At 35.9% G+C, this 15,123-nt stretch carries 15 protein-coding genes; 11 read left to right on the top strand and 4 right to left on the bottom strand.

Translation table 11 applies throughout. From position 1 onward, the window contains the following. Positions 1–247: 247 nt before the first annotated feature. Positions 248–1,054, bottom strand: a complete 807-nt coding sequence (gene nagB, locus KO495_RS13160; RefSeq protein WP_215980868.1) for a glucosamine-6-phosphate deaminase — start codon at positions 1,052–1,054, stop codon at positions 248–250. 139 nt (positions 1,055–1,193) lie between these two features. On the opposite strand from nagB, the gene KO495_RS17695 reads away from it, so the two are divergent. The 7 genes from KO495_RS17695 to KO495_RS13190 all read left to right on the top strand — a co-directional run bounded on the left by KO495_RS17695 (position 1,194) and on the right by KO495_RS13190 (position 7,496). Continuing rightward, positions 1,194–1,316: a hypothetical protein gene (locus KO495_RS17695; RefSeq protein ID WP_289847627.1), complete on the top strand. Its 123-nt coding sequence runs from the start codon at positions 1,194–1,196 to the stop codon at positions 1,314–1,316. Between the two features lie 93 nt (positions 1,317–1,409). Further along, entirely contained in the window at positions 1,410–1,961 is a 552-nt protein-coding gene (locus KO495_RS13165; RefSeq protein ID WP_215980869.1) for a YcxB family protein, read from the top strand. 8 nt (positions 1,962–1,969) lie between these two features. Continuing rightward, positions 1,970–2,839, top strand: a complete 870-nt coding sequence (locus KO495_RS13170) for a sulfite exporter TauE/SafE family protein (protein WP_215980870.1) — start codon at positions 1,970–1,972, stop codon at positions 2,837–2,839. 103 nt (positions 2,840–2,942) lie between these two features. Further along, complete coding sequence (locus KO495_RS13175) at positions 2,943–3,941, top strand: extracellular solute-binding protein (RefSeq protein WP_215980871.1); 999 nt, start codon at positions 2,943–2,945, stop codon at positions 3,939–3,941. Next, positions 3,938–5,566 carry an iron ABC transporter permease gene (locus KO495_RS13180; RefSeq protein ID WP_215980872.1) on the top strand — a complete coding sequence of 543 codons (1,629 nt, stop codon included), beginning with the start codon at positions 3,938–3,940 and terminating at the stop codon, positions 5,564–5,566. Before KO495_RS13175 ends, KO495_RS13180 begins: the two co-directional genes overlap by 4 nt. After that, positions 5,563–6,624 carry an ABC transporter ATP-binding protein gene (locus KO495_RS13185; protein WP_215980873.1) on the top strand — a complete coding sequence of 354 codons (1,062 nt, stop codon included), beginning with the start codon at positions 5,563–5,565 and terminating at the stop codon, positions 6,622–6,624. Before KO495_RS13180 ends, KO495_RS13185 begins: the two co-directional genes overlap by 4 nt. Before the next feature lie 101 nt (positions 6,625–6,725). After that, on the top strand, positions 6,726–7,496 hold the full coding sequence (locus tag KO495_RS13190; protein ID WP_215980874.1) for a response regulator transcription factor: 771 nt from the start codon (positions 6,726–6,728) through the stop codon (positions 7,494–7,496). A gap of 18 nt (positions 7,497–7,514) precedes the next feature. On the opposite strand, the gene KO495_RS13195 is transcribed toward KO495_RS13190, so the two are convergent. Next, complete coding sequence (locus KO495_RS13195) at positions 7,515–8,090, bottom strand: hypothetical protein (RefSeq protein WP_215980875.1); 576 nt, start codon at positions 8,088–8,090, stop codon at positions 7,515–7,517. 225 nt (positions 8,091–8,315) lie between these two features. On the opposite strand from KO495_RS13195, the gene KO495_RS13200 reads away from it, so the two are divergent. From KO495_RS13200 to KO495_RS13210, 3 genes are all read left to right on the top strand, one after another. After that, positions 8,316–9,044: a 1-acylglycerol-3-phosphate O-acyltransferase gene (locus tag KO495_RS13200; RefSeq protein WP_215980876.1), complete on the top strand. Its 729-nt coding sequence runs from the start codon at positions 8,316–8,318 to the stop codon at positions 9,042–9,044. A 45-nt stretch (positions 9,045–9,089) separates the two neighbouring features. Continuing rightward, positions 9,090–9,437, top strand: coding sequence for a ribonuclease E inhibitor RraB (rraB, locus tag KO495_RS13205; RefSeq protein WP_215980877.1), 348 nt, complete (start codon positions 9,090–9,092; stop codon positions 9,435–9,437). A 166-nt stretch (positions 9,438–9,603) separates the two neighbouring features. Further along, positions 9,604–9,774: a hypothetical protein gene (locus tag KO495_RS13210; RefSeq protein WP_215980878.1), complete on the top strand. Its 171-nt coding sequence runs from the start codon at positions 9,604–9,606 to the stop codon at positions 9,772–9,774. 18 nt (positions 9,775–9,792) lie between these two features. Here KO495_RS13210 and KO495_RS17760 read toward each other — a convergent pair whose 3' ends face one another. Then, complete coding sequence (locus KO495_RS17760) at positions 9,793–11,850, bottom strand: EAL domain-containing protein (protein WP_354668389.1); 2,058 nt, start codon at positions 11,848–11,850, stop codon at positions 9,793–9,795. Positions 11,851–11,965: 115 nt separating this feature from the next. Next, on the bottom strand, positions 11,966–12,988 hold the full coding sequence (locus KO495_RS13220) for a LacI family DNA-binding transcriptional regulator (RefSeq protein ID WP_215980880.1): 1,023 nt from the start codon (positions 12,986–12,988) through the stop codon (positions 11,966–11,968). Between the two features lie 431 nt (positions 12,989–13,419). Between KO495_RS13220 and pgi the strand changes: the two genes are divergently transcribed. Further along, positions 13,420–15,060 (top strand): glucose-6-phosphate isomerase, encoded by a 1,641-nt coding sequence (pgi, locus tag KO495_RS13225; protein ID WP_215980881.1) that lies wholly within the window; start codon positions 13,420–13,422, stop codon positions 15,058–15,060. Positions 15,061–15,123 lie beyond the last annotated feature (63 nt).

Here is a 15,123-nt window from a genome sequence, read left to right on the forward strand (position 1 = left end):
GTTCATAAAAGTAATTTTTTATTATATTTCAATTTGTTAAATATCTCTTAAACCGAGTTCAGGTTATATTGATTATTGGTGACTGTGATTAAGGCACTAAGAGTAGTTTATTGTTGTTTTAGTTAATGGATAACGTTGAGATAAAAAGAATAAGAAATAGTGTCGTAAGTAAGAGTTAATTAACGAGTAGATATAAAAAAGCTAGTTCATGATGAACTAGCTTTTAAGAATAGAGTGTCTAAGTTAATTAGTAGTTATGGTATAAACCAAACTCTTCATTAATTTTGATATTTTGTTTATTAGCCCAAGTGTAATACTCTTGATCTTCAAGCTCACTTGCTGCTTCTTTATCTAATAATATAATAGCGTTTTCATGAAGCTGTAACGCAGAGGCAGGACATACCGCTGATAAAGCGCCAGTTACCATGTCTTTCACTGCTTTCGCTTTGTTTTTACCCGTTGCCATTAAAATTACATAACGAGCGTCAAGAATAGTTGCGATACCCATAGTCATTGCTAATGTTGGCTGAAACTCATCAGCAGCGAATAAACGACTGTTATCGTCAAGCGTTTGTTGTGTTAGTGTTTTAATACGAGTACGTGATGCTAAGCTTGAAGTAGGTTCGTTAAAACCAATGTGACCATTAGCACCAATACCTAAAATTTGTAAATCTACACCGCCAGCTTGTTTGATTTTTTCTTCGTATGCTAAGCCTTGCTCTCTTGGGTTTTCACCTTGATTACAAGTGGGTAAAAAAGTTTGGCTTTTATCAATATCTACATGATCAAATAAGTTTTCGTTCATGAAATGACGGTAGCTTTGTACATTAGTACCATCAATGCCAAGATATTCATCTAAGTTAAAGCTTGTGGTGTTTTTAAAGCTTAATTCACCAGCTTTATGCTTGTTAACTAATGCTTTATATAAGCTAATTGGGGTGCTACCTGTCGCTAAACCAAGTACAGGATTAGGCTTTTTATTAATTAGCTCTGCAACCCACTGCGCTGCGCTATCAGCAACTTGCTGTGCATCATCAAAAATAATAACTTGCATGTTTGTTTCCTTAGATAATTAGAATAAATAAAAGAGCACAGCATCTGTGTCGATATTCACTTTATTATTATAATGCATAGGCATAAGAATAATAAAAAGTAGTATTATTTTGTAACTTTACCACAAAAAAAGCCAAAACATGGCAATGTTTTTTATTTTAACTGGTTTTTTTGCCTTTTTTGATCTAAAAATTACTAATGTTGATGAGGTGGATAAAATAAGCGTTACTTGGCGCTTATTACTTAAAGGGGGGATGAATTAAACAGGCAGATTACAATTTATAGTAATTACTTCATATGACACTTCTGGTAGACTCCCTTACTATTCGTTATTTTTACTGAGCACTTAACTTTCAATGAATTCAGCAACGTCTTTTACCAGCAAGTTTACTTTAGATAAAGCCCATTATAACGAGTGTTATAGTCAATCAAGTACCTTGGTTCATAATAAAAAAACTTACTTTAAGGCGAATACCTTAACCTTGTTTGGTTTAGTTATTTTACTTTTTACACCCGTTAACCCGTATGCCGCTTGGTTTGTTATTGCATTAGGTATTTTAGAAACGGTAAGTGTTTATTATCACCAACCTTGGTGGGTTATGCGTCAAATGTTAAGTAAGGCGTCAGGAAGTGACGTTAATTTAACGCTAGATGATAAGGGCATATTAACAGAGTCTTTTCATGTAAATAGCCGTATTTTATGGTCAGATATCACGGCTATTAAAGCGACTGAACTTGGCTTTGTCGTTTTCTTTACCTTAACAACAAATGCTAAGGGCAAGAAAATATCAGGTAAAGGTATTAGCAGTAAAAGCTATATTTCTAAAAGCAGCTTAACCACAGAGGCAATAAGCTTTTTAAATAGTAAACATCGCATTGATGATGGCGTAAGTCAGGACGACCAGTAGCTACAGATATGATTAAAGCGCCTTCTACTAAGTTCACTAAAATAAAACACGGTTCGTTCTTTGTACTGTGTTGGGCGCTGTTATTAGCTTGTGCTCCTCATGATATTTCAGCCCTGCTTGATTACGTAGGCTTTAGCTTTTTAGGGCTTACGGGCGCTCTTTTCGCGAATTCAACTGGCGCTGGCGGCGGCGTGGTTTTTATTCCCATGTTTAATCAACTTAATTTTACCGACGCACAGGCAATTGCAACGAGCTTTGCAATACAGTGCTTTGGTATGACTGCTGGAGCGGTTACTTGGTGGCATCATTATAAAGTAGAAAAAACAGAGTTACGCTTATGGCAAGGATTTAAACGTATTATTGCCGTTGTTAGTATTGCCGCTGTTGTTGGTTTAAGTAGTGTTTTTTATTTTTCCTTACCATCTCCTAGTTCACTTCATTACAGCTTTAGCTGGTTTTCATTGCTGTTAGGGTTGTTTATTGTTGCAACTATTTATTTAATTAAGCCAAGAAAAGAGCAGAGCCAGCTACAGGTTTTTGATTATGTTTTTATGATTGCTATTGGTCTTTTTGGCGGCGCAATTACCGCTTGGCTTAGTGTTGGTGTTGGTGAAGTATTAGCGATTTATCTTATTTTGCGACGTTTCGATATTAGCATGGCCGTGGCAAGTGCTGTGGTGGTATCAGCAATAAGTGTTTGGGCTGCTATTGGACAAGTTCATCATGACGTTTATTGGCAAGTTGTTTTATTTGCAGGCCCAGGAGCGTTATTAGGGGGGTATTTCGCTAAAACATTAGTGGGTTACTTATCAGCGGTTAAATTAAAGCTTTTTTTTGCTGCTTGGTTATTAATAAGTGGCACGGTTAGTTTGTTATAAAAACAGGTTTAGTTAAAAAGCTAATGCGAATAACTCTCAAATAGATTGACACTGTGATGTCTGCTTGTCACAATTTAACAAATTTTTTAGGAAAGCGTACGTTATGTTAAAAAAAATAATTATTGGTGCCTTGTTATCTGTGAACTTAATGGCAGTAGCAAGTGAAGAAGTGAACGTTTATTCTTATCGACAACCTTTTTTGGTTAAACCATTGTTTGACCAATTCACTGAACAAAGTGGTATTAAAGTAAACGTAGTTTTTGCCAAAAAAGGCATGGCAGAACGTTTAGCTGGAGAAGGCAAGTACAGCACTGCCGATGTATTATTAACAACAGATATTAGCCGTTTAATTGAGCTGCGAGATAGAGATTTAGTGCAAGTAGTAAACTCTGACATACTTGCTAATGCTATTCCTGAACAATTTCAAGCGAAAGACAACACTTGGTTTGCTTTAACCACACGTGCTCGTAATATATATTCAGCAAAACGTTTAGGTAATATTGACTTTAATTACGAAGACCTTGCGGATGAAAAGTATAAAGGCCGCTTATGTATGCGTAGTGGCAAACACCCTTATACTGTGGCACTTGTTTCTTCAATGATCAGCGAGCACGGTAAAGAATACACTTTACAGTGGCTACAAAAGCTTAAAGCCAACTTAGCAAGAAAACCACAAGGTGGCGATCGCTCACAAGTGCAAGCAATACATCAAAACTTGTGTGATGTTTCATTAGGTAATAGTTATTACTTTGGTAAGATGTTACAAGATGAAAAACAAAAAGCATGGGCTGATGCGGTAAATATTAATTTTCCTAATCAGAAAAACCGCGGTACTCATGTTAATATTTCGGGTGTTGCCATGGCTAAATACGCACCTAACACTAAAAATGCTCAAGCACTGATGGAGTATTTAGTATCTAAGCCCGCTCAAGAGTTGTACGCCCAAACTAATATGGAATACCCAGTACGCAAAGATGTTGAGATTTCACCATTAGTCGCTTCGTGGGGAGAGTTTAAAGCCGATACTTTAGCGCTAGAAGATATTGCAAAGAATCGTAAAGCAGCCATTATGTTGTTAGATCAGGCTAAATTTGATTTGTGATAGCACTGAATAATAGTAAAACATGGACGTTTTTTAGCTTTTTAATTGCACTGGTATTGATAGTGCCAGTGCTGGTTATGTTGGTTGGAGGTGTTAATGCTTCAACCGAGTTGTTTAGTCATTTATGGCAAACAGTTTTGCCTACCTACCTCAAGAACACTTTATTCTTAGGCTGCTTAGTAGTTGTGCTCTCACTTTTTTTTGGTGTCAGCAGCGCTGCTATAATCACCTACACAAATATTGTATTTAAGAAGCAACTACGTTGGCTATTAATGCTGCCGTTAGCAATGCCTGCTTATTTAATTGCCTATATTTATACTGATTTATTTGATTATGCTGGACCAGTACAGCGCTCCCTACGTGCGTGGTTTAACTGGCAGAGCCCGAACGATTATTGGTTTTTTGATATTAGAACACTACCAGGTGCAGCTGTAATGCTTGCGCTAGTATTATTTCCTTATATTTATATGTTAACTCGTGGCGCTTTTGAGCAGCAAGACCAAAACCTGATCAGGGCAAGTCGCACTTTAGGTTTTAGCTTAAGACAAAGTTTTTTTCGTGTCGCCTTGCCTCTTGCTCGTCCTGCAATAGCAGTAGCAGCCAGCTTAGTTTTAATGGAAACTTTAGCTGATTTTGCCACCGTGCAATACTTTTCAGTGAACACGTTAACTACCGCTATTTACGATACTTGGTTAGGTTATGGTGATTTAGCTGCGGCAAATGCTTTAGCGAGTGTGTTAATGCTACTAATACTTTTTGTAGTGTTGGCAGAGCAAAAAAGTAGAGCAGGGCTACGCCATCAAAGTACTCGGCCGAGTTTTACAAGGGAGTTGATCCAACTCTCTATTACACAGCAATTATTTGCATCAATACTTTGCTGGAGCTTGGTTATACTTGGCTTTTTATTACCATTCGTATTATTGATTTCTATGGCACTTGAGTATAGCACTGCCGCGCAATTAACGGTTTTACTTGAAACAGGTGTTAATAGTATAAAAATTGCTGTGATAGCCGCGACTATTACGGTTATTCTTGCGTTGTTTTTTGGTTTGTATCAACGCTTACATCAGCATAAGTATCGTGCCATACCACAGCAATTATCAGGGCTAGGTTATGCAGTACCTGGAACCGTTTTAGCGATGGCGCTTTTGTCTACATTTGGGCCAATAGATCACTGGTTAAATAGTTTGTTAGAGCAATTTGGTTTACCTGAACCAGGGTTGATTCTATCGGGTACATTATTTGCAATAATTTTTGCTTTTGTTGTACGCTTTTCTGCGGTTGCTAATGGGACAATTGTTAGTGGTATTAAGCAAATACCTCATTCGTTAGATTATGCGCCTGCAACATTAGGTGCAGGCTTAAAACGTACTTTATTTAAGGTTCACCTACCGCTATTAACGCCTGCTATTATGGTGGCATGGTTACTCGTTTTTGTGGAAGCAATGAAAGAATTACCAGCCGTTTTATTATTAAGGCCCTTTAATTTTGAAACCTTAAGTAGTCAAATCTATCAACTCATTTCAGATGAAATGCTTGAACAAGGTGCGCTAGGCGCCATTCTTATTGTTGTTTTTGGTTTACTTCCTATAGTACTGCTAAACACTAAAAAGGAAACCTCATGAGTTCGCTATTAAGTATTAAGCAACTGTCAGTGGTACTACAAAATAGTACTATTTTATCGAAATTAGATTTGTCTCTTGCTCAAGGAGAAATTCTTGGTTTAGTGGGGGCTAGTGGTTGCGGAAAAACTACGTTACTTAACACTATTGCTGGCTTTCTCAAACCAAGCCAAGGTGTTATAGATATTGATGGTAATATTATTGTTGATGAGAGTCGGTACCTTGCAGCAGAAAAGAGGCACATAGGGGTTATTTTTCAAGATTATGCATTATTCCCCCATTTAACAGTAAAGGCAAATGTAGCTTTTGGTATATCCCACTTACCTAAAACTGAGCAGAACCAACGCATTGAACAGTTATTAGCCATTTTAAAGCTTAGTGAGTTAAGTGAAAGTCACATACATCAGCTTTCTGGTGGTCAACAACAACGTGTTGCAATAGCAAGGGCATTAGCACCTCAACCTAAATTATTATTACTCGATGAGCCTTTTTCTAATATTGATGCTCGTTTGCGTAATGAACTTATGCTTGAAATTAGGCAATTATTAAAACAAGTCAATACAACTGCTATTTTTGTGACTCACAATAAAGATGAGGTGTTTACCTTTGCTGATAAAATGGCTGTGATGGCTGAGGGAAAGTTATTACAATTTGATTCACCAGCTACTATTTGCCAGCAACCTAATAGTTACCAAGTTGCTGATTTTCTTCAGCTGGGGAGTTGGTTGCCTTGTCAACTAAGCAATAATGAAGTAAAAACCTTGCTAGGCGTATTGCCTTATAATAATGAGCAATCATTACTTGGCGAAGGTGAGCATAAATACAGTTTGCTAGTTAAACCGTCACAGCTTAATTTACAAAGCGATAGTGTAAAGGTTAATGCTCAAGTTGAATATGTTAGCGTAACAGAGCAAGGTTATCATTATCACTTTAGTAGTTTAGTTGATGGTGATTTAAGCTTTACTAAATTAAGCCTATATAGTGAAGAAGTTTTAGAGTTAAAACAGCAGGTTGAACTTTCTATTAATAGCCATACACCTTTGGTTTATGGCATTGGTTGATTAACCACCAACTGTTACAGCTGAGTTACAAGTCATAACAGTCTTTAGTTGGCGTTATTTTATACTAAAAATATAAAATAACGCGGTTAAGGAGTGTACCAATGACATTTAATCAAACCATTATTGATGATGTAACACTACATAATACAGTATCTGTAGATCCTAAAATAAGTCGTATATTACTGATAGAAAGTGATTTTTATTTATCAAGTTCCTTTCAACGAGGTTTAGTTGAACAAGGGTATAATGTTGCACATGTAAGGTATAGCGACTTACTTGACCCTAAATTAAAGTCAAACATCATTGGGTATAAACCCGACGTTGTTATTCTTGATTCGAGTTATAGCAATCAGCCAACTTTGAAGGTTATTAGAGGTCTGAGAAACTTCTTCGATAACTGCTTAGTTGTGCTCTCTTCAAATAGCAGTGAGCATGAAGAAGTAGAAGCGTTTCAGCTAGGCGCTGATGAGTACCTAATTAAATCGGTATCTTCTAAAATATTAACGGTAAGAATTACTGCTTTATTAAGACGAAAAAAACATAGTCATAAACAGCTCCATGTTGATGATATTAGTTTGGCTGATTTGTGCTTAATCCCCAGATCTCAAAAATGTTTAGTTGATAATAAACCGATAAAATTAACGGGTTTTGAGTTTTCTTTACTAAAATTATTACTACTTAACCAAGGCGCTATTCTGTCAAGAGATGCTATATATGCAGAGCTACTTGGGCGAGTTTATAATGGTAGTGAAAGAACAGTCGACGTAAGAGTCTCGCAATTAAGAGAAAAGTTATTGTCGGCTAATATGAAAAAATGCCAAATAGAAACCGTTTGGGGTAAAGGTTATATGTTAAGCTTAGTCGCAGCTTAAGAGCCTCTTAGAGAGAGACTAAAATCTATAGCTAGTACCAAACAGTGCAATATTATTAGCTTTTACATCACTTAATATTGCACTTTGGTTGTTAGTTGCTTCAATAAGTACTATCCCACCAGAAATTTTCCAGCTTGATGAAATATTATAATTACCCATGAAACTATACTGAGTGCCTTGGTGGTTATTTAAGAAAGTATTATTAGGTAGCCAAGTTCTTTGCTGGTTATTCAGGGTTATTAAGTTATCTTGATAAATGTTAGTAGACATTGAAATATCAAAATTATCAGAGCTTTGTATCGTGAGCTCACTATTTAAGTAAAAATCACTATATTGTTCCTGTAGTGATACCGCAGCAGGAGCACGTTGGTTATTTGAATTACTATAATGTGTTTCAATCTCAAGCAGACCGTAATGAAACGTTATGTTTTGTTCAAAGTCTTGTTGGTGAAGTATTACGTTATCAACTTGAGATATTGATTTTTCTAACGGACTTTTCTCTTGAGTGTAAATGATATGTTCAATGCTTTTATTTTCATTCGCGCTCACATGATACGAACATAAAATACAAATTAGCATTAATGTTAATTTCATTACGCACCCACCCATTTAAAATTTTTATAACATAACTATAGTCAAATAATATGATGACAAAGGAATATTTTTATAAGATTAAGGGCGTTTTTATGACATTTTTTTAGCATTGATTATTTTTTGTTAGCACAGCAATAACTTAATACAATCGGTGTTACCTTATTCGTAAATTTTTCTGTATACTGCGATTTTTATAATTTTACTTTTCGGTATTGGAGTTGCTATTTGTTAGCTATATTACGCTTTTTTCTAATGACACTAGCACTTGTGCTGATATGTATTGTATCAATATTTTACTGCCTCATACGGCCATTCCATCGCGATAACGTTTACCATACAGCTAAATACTTAGGGAAAGTACCTAAGTTACTTGGTGTGACTATTGAAGTTAGAATGCCAGAATCAGTTAAGAATATTGGGCCTGTGGTTTATGTTGCTAATCATCAAAATAGCTATGATTTATTTACCATGAGTAACGCGGTACAGCCAGGCACTGTGAGTGTTGGTAAAAAAAGTTTAAAATGGATCCCATTTTTTGGGCAAATGTATTGGCTTACAGGCAATATTTTAATAGATAGAAATAACACTAATAAAGCAATGAGTACCATTGCAATTACGGCCGAAAAAATAAAAAGCAAAGGTTTGTCTATTTGGTTGTTTCCTGAAGGAACCAGAAGTAGAGGACGAGGACTGCTACCCTTAAAAACCGGTGCGTTTAGAACAGCCATTCAGTCTCAGGTTCCTATTGTTCCAATTTGCGGCAGTAACCAACATGGTACAATCAAATTAAACCGTTGGAACAATGGCAAAATCATTATTGAATTTCTCGACCCTATATATATTAGTGAAGAGAGTCGCGATAGCCTTAGACATACTGCCAATGCAGTACATTCGTTAATGGATGAAAAAATTAAAGAGTTATCTGAAGAAGCAAAAGCGCTTCAAGATAATTAATCGAAACTTATAACGTTAATACGCCCCAATATTAGGTATAAACATATGAATGAAGAACTGCAAGAATGGTTTGCTCATACTGAAGCGCTTGTGACAGAGTTACTTGAAGATGGCACTAATGATGAGGTTTACCACTCTATTGAACATCACTTTGCGAGTACAGACTTTGACCTACTTGAAAAGGCTGCTATTGCTGCATTTAAATTAGGCTTTGAGGTAGATGAACCTGAAGAGGCTGAATTAGAAAACGGTGATAAAGTTTTTGCTTTTGATATTGCTACAGAGCAGATGTTAGATATCGATTTGTTGAAAGCTGAAACCAAGACTATGTTTGAACTAGCACAAAAATGTGGTGTTGACTACGATGGCTGGGGTACATACTTCGAAGAATAGGGCTTAGTTATATGTACAAATAAAGGTGATATTTATTTGTACATATGTATTAAAGTCGCTACTATTAGCCTTAATATTTTAAAGTAACTAATTATATTCTAAAGGTTTTAGAGTATGGTAGTGTATAAATAATATAAAACTCGTCGGAATTAAAGGATTAATTACCATGGAATGGCTTCAATCAATACTTTCAAAAGAAATTCTCATTCTTTTTGTGTCAGTGATCGCAATGATAGGTGTTTTTATTTTTGCGGCTCGAAGAGCGCACTTAAATCACTTAAAGCGGATGAAAGAAATTAATAGTACATTTAACCCCGAAGATAAATCGCTAACCTAAAGACGTAGATCATACTTACTATGCTGAAGGATTTGAATTGGTCGACTTCCAATGTTTTTGATATAAAAGTACTTCTTCTCGTGGTATCGCTGCTGAATAAAGCCAACCCTGTGCAACTTCTATATTTAATGAGTTTACCCAGTCTAGCTCTGCTTTTGTTTCTATGCCCTCAGCAATAACGGTATAGCCTAATTGATGAAACAAGGTGGTAATATGTCGGTATAATATTTTGCCACTTTGTGTTTCACAACCTTGTAAGAATTGTCGATCAAGTTTAGCAATTTCGATAGGTAACGTTCCTAGCATTGACAAACTTGAGTAACCTGTACCAAAGTCATCTATGGCTGTCTGAATTCCTTGAGCAGCTAATAACGATAAGTGCTCTATCACTATATCTGTTTTCTCTAAGTAACTCGACTCAACAACTTCTAATTTAACCTGTTCTGAGAAGTCAGCAAACTTTGCGCATATATTATCTATATTGTGACGCTTGTAGAGTATGTTTGGGTTAAGGTTTAGGCTTATGTTGGGGTAAAATTTTTGAGTATTCCAATATTGTAAATCTATGGCGACTTGATCAATTACCCAGTTATCAACAATATGTCCTAATTTATGGTCATTAAGAATATCTAAAAAATAAGGACCATATAACTTTCCATCCGCCTTCCTTAAGCGTAGTAATGCCTCATATCCGTAGATTTGGTTGTTTTTTAAGTTTATTTGAGGCTGATAATGTAACTCGAGATCGCTATTCGCTAGATCTGTCAGGACATTATTTAATGCTTTGAGTGAACTCTTATTTTTTTGTTGGTGTTTAATAAATATATTTTCATTGTCTTGATCTATTTGAGAGCTAATACCGAGTGTTCTTTCAAGTTTATCTACCGCGGTATAAGGGCTGTACTTTTCCTGACTTAACTTAACAAAGGGATAATAAATTAAAGTGTTACAGACGATAAGTAGTACTTGGTAAAGTACTAACATTGTATTTTCACTGAGTAACCAAGCATTAAAAAATATAGGTGTCATCCAGCTCATTTCTACGCTACTAACGGTAAAAACTTCAGCTGTTAATAATTGATAAGAGAGTAAAAAATTAAAGGTCGGTGCGAGAAAAAAAGGAATTAAATAAATAGGGTTAAGGATAATAGGTAAAGCAAAAATAATAATTTCGCAAAAATTAAAGAGAGTAAAAGGCAAAGATATTTTAATAATTGCCTGCTCATGTGACTTAACTCTTCGTATTAACACAGCAAGTATTAGCCCCCAAAAACAACCTGTTCCTCCTAATAATACAAATACATCATAAAAATTCTTATTGTTTAGTCCAGGAACTATGTCGTTACCTAAAATAGAGGCATTAACAAATACATGAAAAGCATTATCCCCGTGAATACCAAAAAACCACAAACCATGAATAATCCACATACGCCATAGCATTTGGCTGGTGTTTGCGGCACTTTCGAATTTGGGCAGTAAGAATGAGGAAAACTCATGCCCAACAAGATCAATTATTGGCATTAATAAAAATAAGGACAAAAAACTTAATGTGAAAGGGGTTATGAGTAAGAGATGTTTACGTAGGAATAAGCTTATAGAAGGCATCTCGCTGAAAATTGGCCGACATAAGCCAATAAATAACTTTAGGAGGTAGCACGAAATAGCTGGAATAATTAACGAGTACACACTGGCGCTGTCGGGCATTAAAATAAAATGTTCAGGTGCTTTTTGGATGTATTGCGCATGAATAGAAAAGTTAGTCAGTGCTAATATGCTACCAACAATAGTATTAACACCTAAGTTTTTTGATAGAAAATAACTGAAAGAGATAACAACCGCTGCAGGAAATAGCTGGCTAATAACTTCACTGCCAAAGCTTAATGTTGAAATTAATAAGTGGTTTTCATCTAGAAGTGATAAATTCAGTAGTACCGTTTTTATTAACGTTATTAGTGCAGCAATAACAAAGTAAGGGAGCAGCGCAATAAAGGCCTCCCTTAAAGATAAGAAAAAGCTATTATTGGAGAATTCGACAGCTTTATTTTGAACTTTTTTGATAGTAGCTAAAATAATAATACTCGTTTAAATAAGGTAGCTATTACTCAATATAAGCTGAAATTAGTTTGAGTGCGCTATTTATTTTTCAAGTTATTAAAATTTTCTCGTTTGCAAAGCTGCTAACTTTATAATATTAAATGCTGGTAGTGGAGTCCCTAACAATAAGTTCAGGAGTATATAGTTTAGTGAGTGCATTATTGGCTTTTTGATTTCTAACTTGCGATATAAGTAAGTTTGCTGCGTTTTCAGCAATTTTTCTATTCGGTTGGTTTGCTGTGGTCAGTTTAGGCCATGCTTGTCGTGAAAACGGGCTATTCTCAAACCCTGAAATAGCTAACTGCTCAGGAATACTGATATTCATTAGTCTTGCTGCAAATAAGGCACCAGCGGCAATCTCATCGTTACATGAAAAAATAGCGCTGGGGTGAATGTCTTTTTCTGGAGCCATTAATATCTTTACAGCGTCAACCCCCGAATCAAAAGAGTACTCACCTTCAATAACCAACTCTTGATTAAACTCAATGTTATTGTCTTTCAGTGCTTTACGGTAGCCTTTATAACGCTCAATGGTTGACATATGCTCTGCATCACCAGCAAGAAAAGCAATACGTTGATGGCCCACATCAATGAGGTGCTGAGTAATCGTGTAAGCGGCATCGCGGTCATTAACCATAATGCAAGGAGTTAACTGATCAGGGGCTTCATCTCCTGACATAATACGCACCACTTTAACATCTAATGCCAGCATAGCATTGACAAAATCAGGCATTTCAGAAAAAGGAGGAGTTAATACCAAGCCAGCAACGCGGGCTTGCTTGACCATAGTTATTACTTCATCAGTAATATGTTCTTTTTTAGCATCACAAGGATGAATGAATAACTCAAAACCCTGCTCTTTACAGGCGGTTAAAATACCCTCTTGGGTGTCAATAACATAATAAGCGTTGGGATTACAATAAACATAACCTATGCTAAATGATTTTGTGCCCGCTAAATTTCTAGCCGAGAGGTTAGGCTTATAATTTAAAGCGGTAACGGCTAACAGTACTTTTTCTTGTGTCGCTTTTCGTACTGAGGGTTCGTTGTTTATGACGCGAGATACAGTTTTGATCGATACGCCAGCCTGCTTGGCTACGTCATTAATTGTCGCTTTCATTGATATTATTAGCCTTTATTCTTTTTATTATTATGTTGTTTTTTTAAACTAAACTCTAGTTAAAGCTGAACCTTAATTACACAGGCGGTAACATTTTCTATAAAGTCGCCTTATAACAAGGGAAATAGAATAAACCTTTAATTGATAAATATCATCACTTATAAGAGGTGCTTTCTTATCTTTTAGCTTTGGGTTATCGTTAATCATATTAACGATTGACAGCGCTGTCATTATTTAATAGGGTAGCATAAATTTCATATAATCACACTTGTTAAATAGAGCGAAAACTCTAACCATGAGTGTATATAACAATAATAAATGTGTGTAACGCATTAAGCTAAACCGTTAATTTACACGGATGTTATTAATACGTAACTTGCATTTGTGTAAGTTTAACCATTAAATCAATCAATTTTAAATTAGGGTCCACTATGTCCGCTCGTCAAACATTAGCTAGTTGGAAAAAGTTGCAACAACTTGCTCAAGAAAAAAAATCTCAACATATGAATACCCTGTTTGCCGAAGATGGCGAGCGTTTCAATAAATTCTCAATAGAGCTACCTAACTTATTACTTGATTACTCAAAAAACCTAATAGATAGCGAAACGCTTGATACTTTACTCACGTTGGCACAAGAAACAGAAGTGTGCGAGTGGCGTGCGAAAATGTTTGGCGGCGATAAAATAAATAAAACAGAAGATAGAGCCGTATTACATACAGCTTTACGTCGTAAAAGTGATGAGCCGTTAATCATTGATGGCGAAAACGTAACTCAACACGTGCAAAAACAATTAGCTGAAATGGAAGTTTTTGTTGATAAAGTACGTCAAGGTCATTGGTTAGGTTACTCAGGCAAACGCATTACTGATATTGTTAATATTGGTGTAGGTGGCTCAAACTTAGGTCCACAAATGGTGACCGAAGCACTAAAACATTATAGTGACGGTAGTGTTAACGTACATTACGTATCCAATGTTGATGGCGCACAAATTGTTGAAGTTTTAAGACCTTTAGATCCTGAAAAAGTTATGTTTATTGTTTCATCAAAAACATTTACAACAACAGAAACCATGACAAATGCCCGTACTGCGATGAAGTGGCTTACTAGCGCATCTTTTGATGAAAAATCTATCGCGAAACATTTTGTTGCGGTAACCGCAAACAAAGAAAATGCGATGAGTTTTGGTATTGAAGAGCAAAATATCTTTGATATGTGGGACTGGGTTGGTGGTCGTTTCTCATTATGGTCAGCTATTGGTTTAGCTATTGCGCTTGATTTAGGCTTTGATAAATTTAAAGAGTTACTTGATGGTGCCCATGAAATGGACCAACATTTTATTAATGCACCATTGAAAGATAATATGCCGGCAATTATGGCACTTATTAGTGTATGGAATACTACTTTCTTAGGGGCACAATCACAGGCTATATTACCATACGATCAAACATTGCATATGTTAACGGCTTACTTACAACAAGCAGAAATGGAAAGTAATGGTAAGTCTGTCACTTGGGATGGTGTTGATGTCGATTATGCTACAGTACCTTCTATTTGGGGCGAACTCGGTATTAACGGGCAGCATGCTTTTTACCAGTACTTACATCAAAGTAATAATGTTGTGCCAGCTGACTTTATTGGTTCAGTAGAGAGTGTTACTCCAGTGCAAGGGCACCATGAAACCTTAATGGCTAACTTTTTTGCGCAAACACAAGCATTAATGGCGGGCGTAAATGAAGAGCAAGTTCGTGCTGATCTTAAAGCTAAAGGACGTACGCCTGAATATATTGACCAAGTTGCACCACATAAGGTTCATAAAGGTAATCGCCCAACAAATACCATATTAATGAAGCGCATAGATCCTAAAACTATTGGTAGTTTAATTGCTGCATATGAGCATAAAATATTCGTGCAAGGTATTGTTTTGCAAATATGCTCATTTGACCAATGGGGTGTAGAACTTGGCAAAGGTTTAGCTGCTGAGATTCAAGACGAGCTTGAAAGCGGCAATATTGCTAACGGGCATGATTGCTCAACAAAAAGCTTATTAAAGTTTTATTTATCGACCAAATAGCAGTTTAAGTTGTTTTGTATTGATTAAATAACCTATGTATATACAAAAGCCCCTTAGCGATTC

It is taken from the genome of Colwellia sp. D2M02, from assembly GCF_018860755.1.
GTDB lineage: Bacteria > Pseudomonadota > Gammaproteobacteria > Enterobacterales > Alteromonadaceae > Colwellia > Colwellia asteriadis.

Coding starts and splice junctions, on each gene's coding strand:
- nagB (WP_215980868.1), bottom strand. CDS start 1,054: ATGCAAGTTATTATTTTTGATGATGCACAGCAAGTTGCTGATAGCGCA.
- KO495_RS17695 (WP_289847627.1), top strand. CDS start 1,194: ATGGCAATGTTTTTTATTTTAACTGGTTTTTTTGCCTTTTTTGATCTA.
- KO495_RS13165 (WP_215980869.1), top strand. CDS start 1,410: ATGAATTCAGCAACGTCTTTTACCAGCAAGTTTACTTTAGATAAAGCC.
- KO495_RS13170 (WP_215980870.1), top strand. CDS start 1,970: ATGATTAAAGCGCCTTCTACTAAGTTCACTAAAATAAAACACGGTTCG.
- KO495_RS13175 (WP_215980871.1), top strand. CDS start 2,943: ATGTTAAAAAAAATAATTATTGGTGCCTTGTTATCTGTGAACTTAATG.
- KO495_RS13185 (WP_215980873.1), top strand. CDS start 5,563: ATGAGTTCGCTATTAAGTATTAAGCAACTGTCAGTGGTACTACAAAAT.
- KO495_RS13190 (WP_215980874.1), top strand. CDS start 6,726: ATGACATTTAATCAAACCATTATTGATGATGTAACACTACATAATACA.
- KO495_RS13195 (WP_215980875.1), bottom strand. CDS start 8,090: ATGAAATTAACATTAATGCTAATTTGTATTTTATGTTCGTATCATGTG.
- rraB (WP_215980877.1), top strand. CDS start 9,090: ATGAATGAAGAACTGCAAGAATGGTTTGCTCATACTGAAGCGCTTGTG.
- KO495_RS13210 (WP_215980878.1), top strand. CDS start 9,604: ATGGAATGGCTTCAATCAATACTTTCAAAAGAAATTCTCATTCTTTTT.
- KO495_RS13220 (WP_215980880.1), bottom strand. CDS start 12,988: ATGAAAGCGACAATTAATGACGTAGCCAAGCAGGCTGGCGTATCGATC.
- pgi (WP_215980881.1), top strand. CDS start 13,420: ATGTCCGCTCGTCAAACATTAGCTAGTTGGAAAAAGTTGCAACAACTT.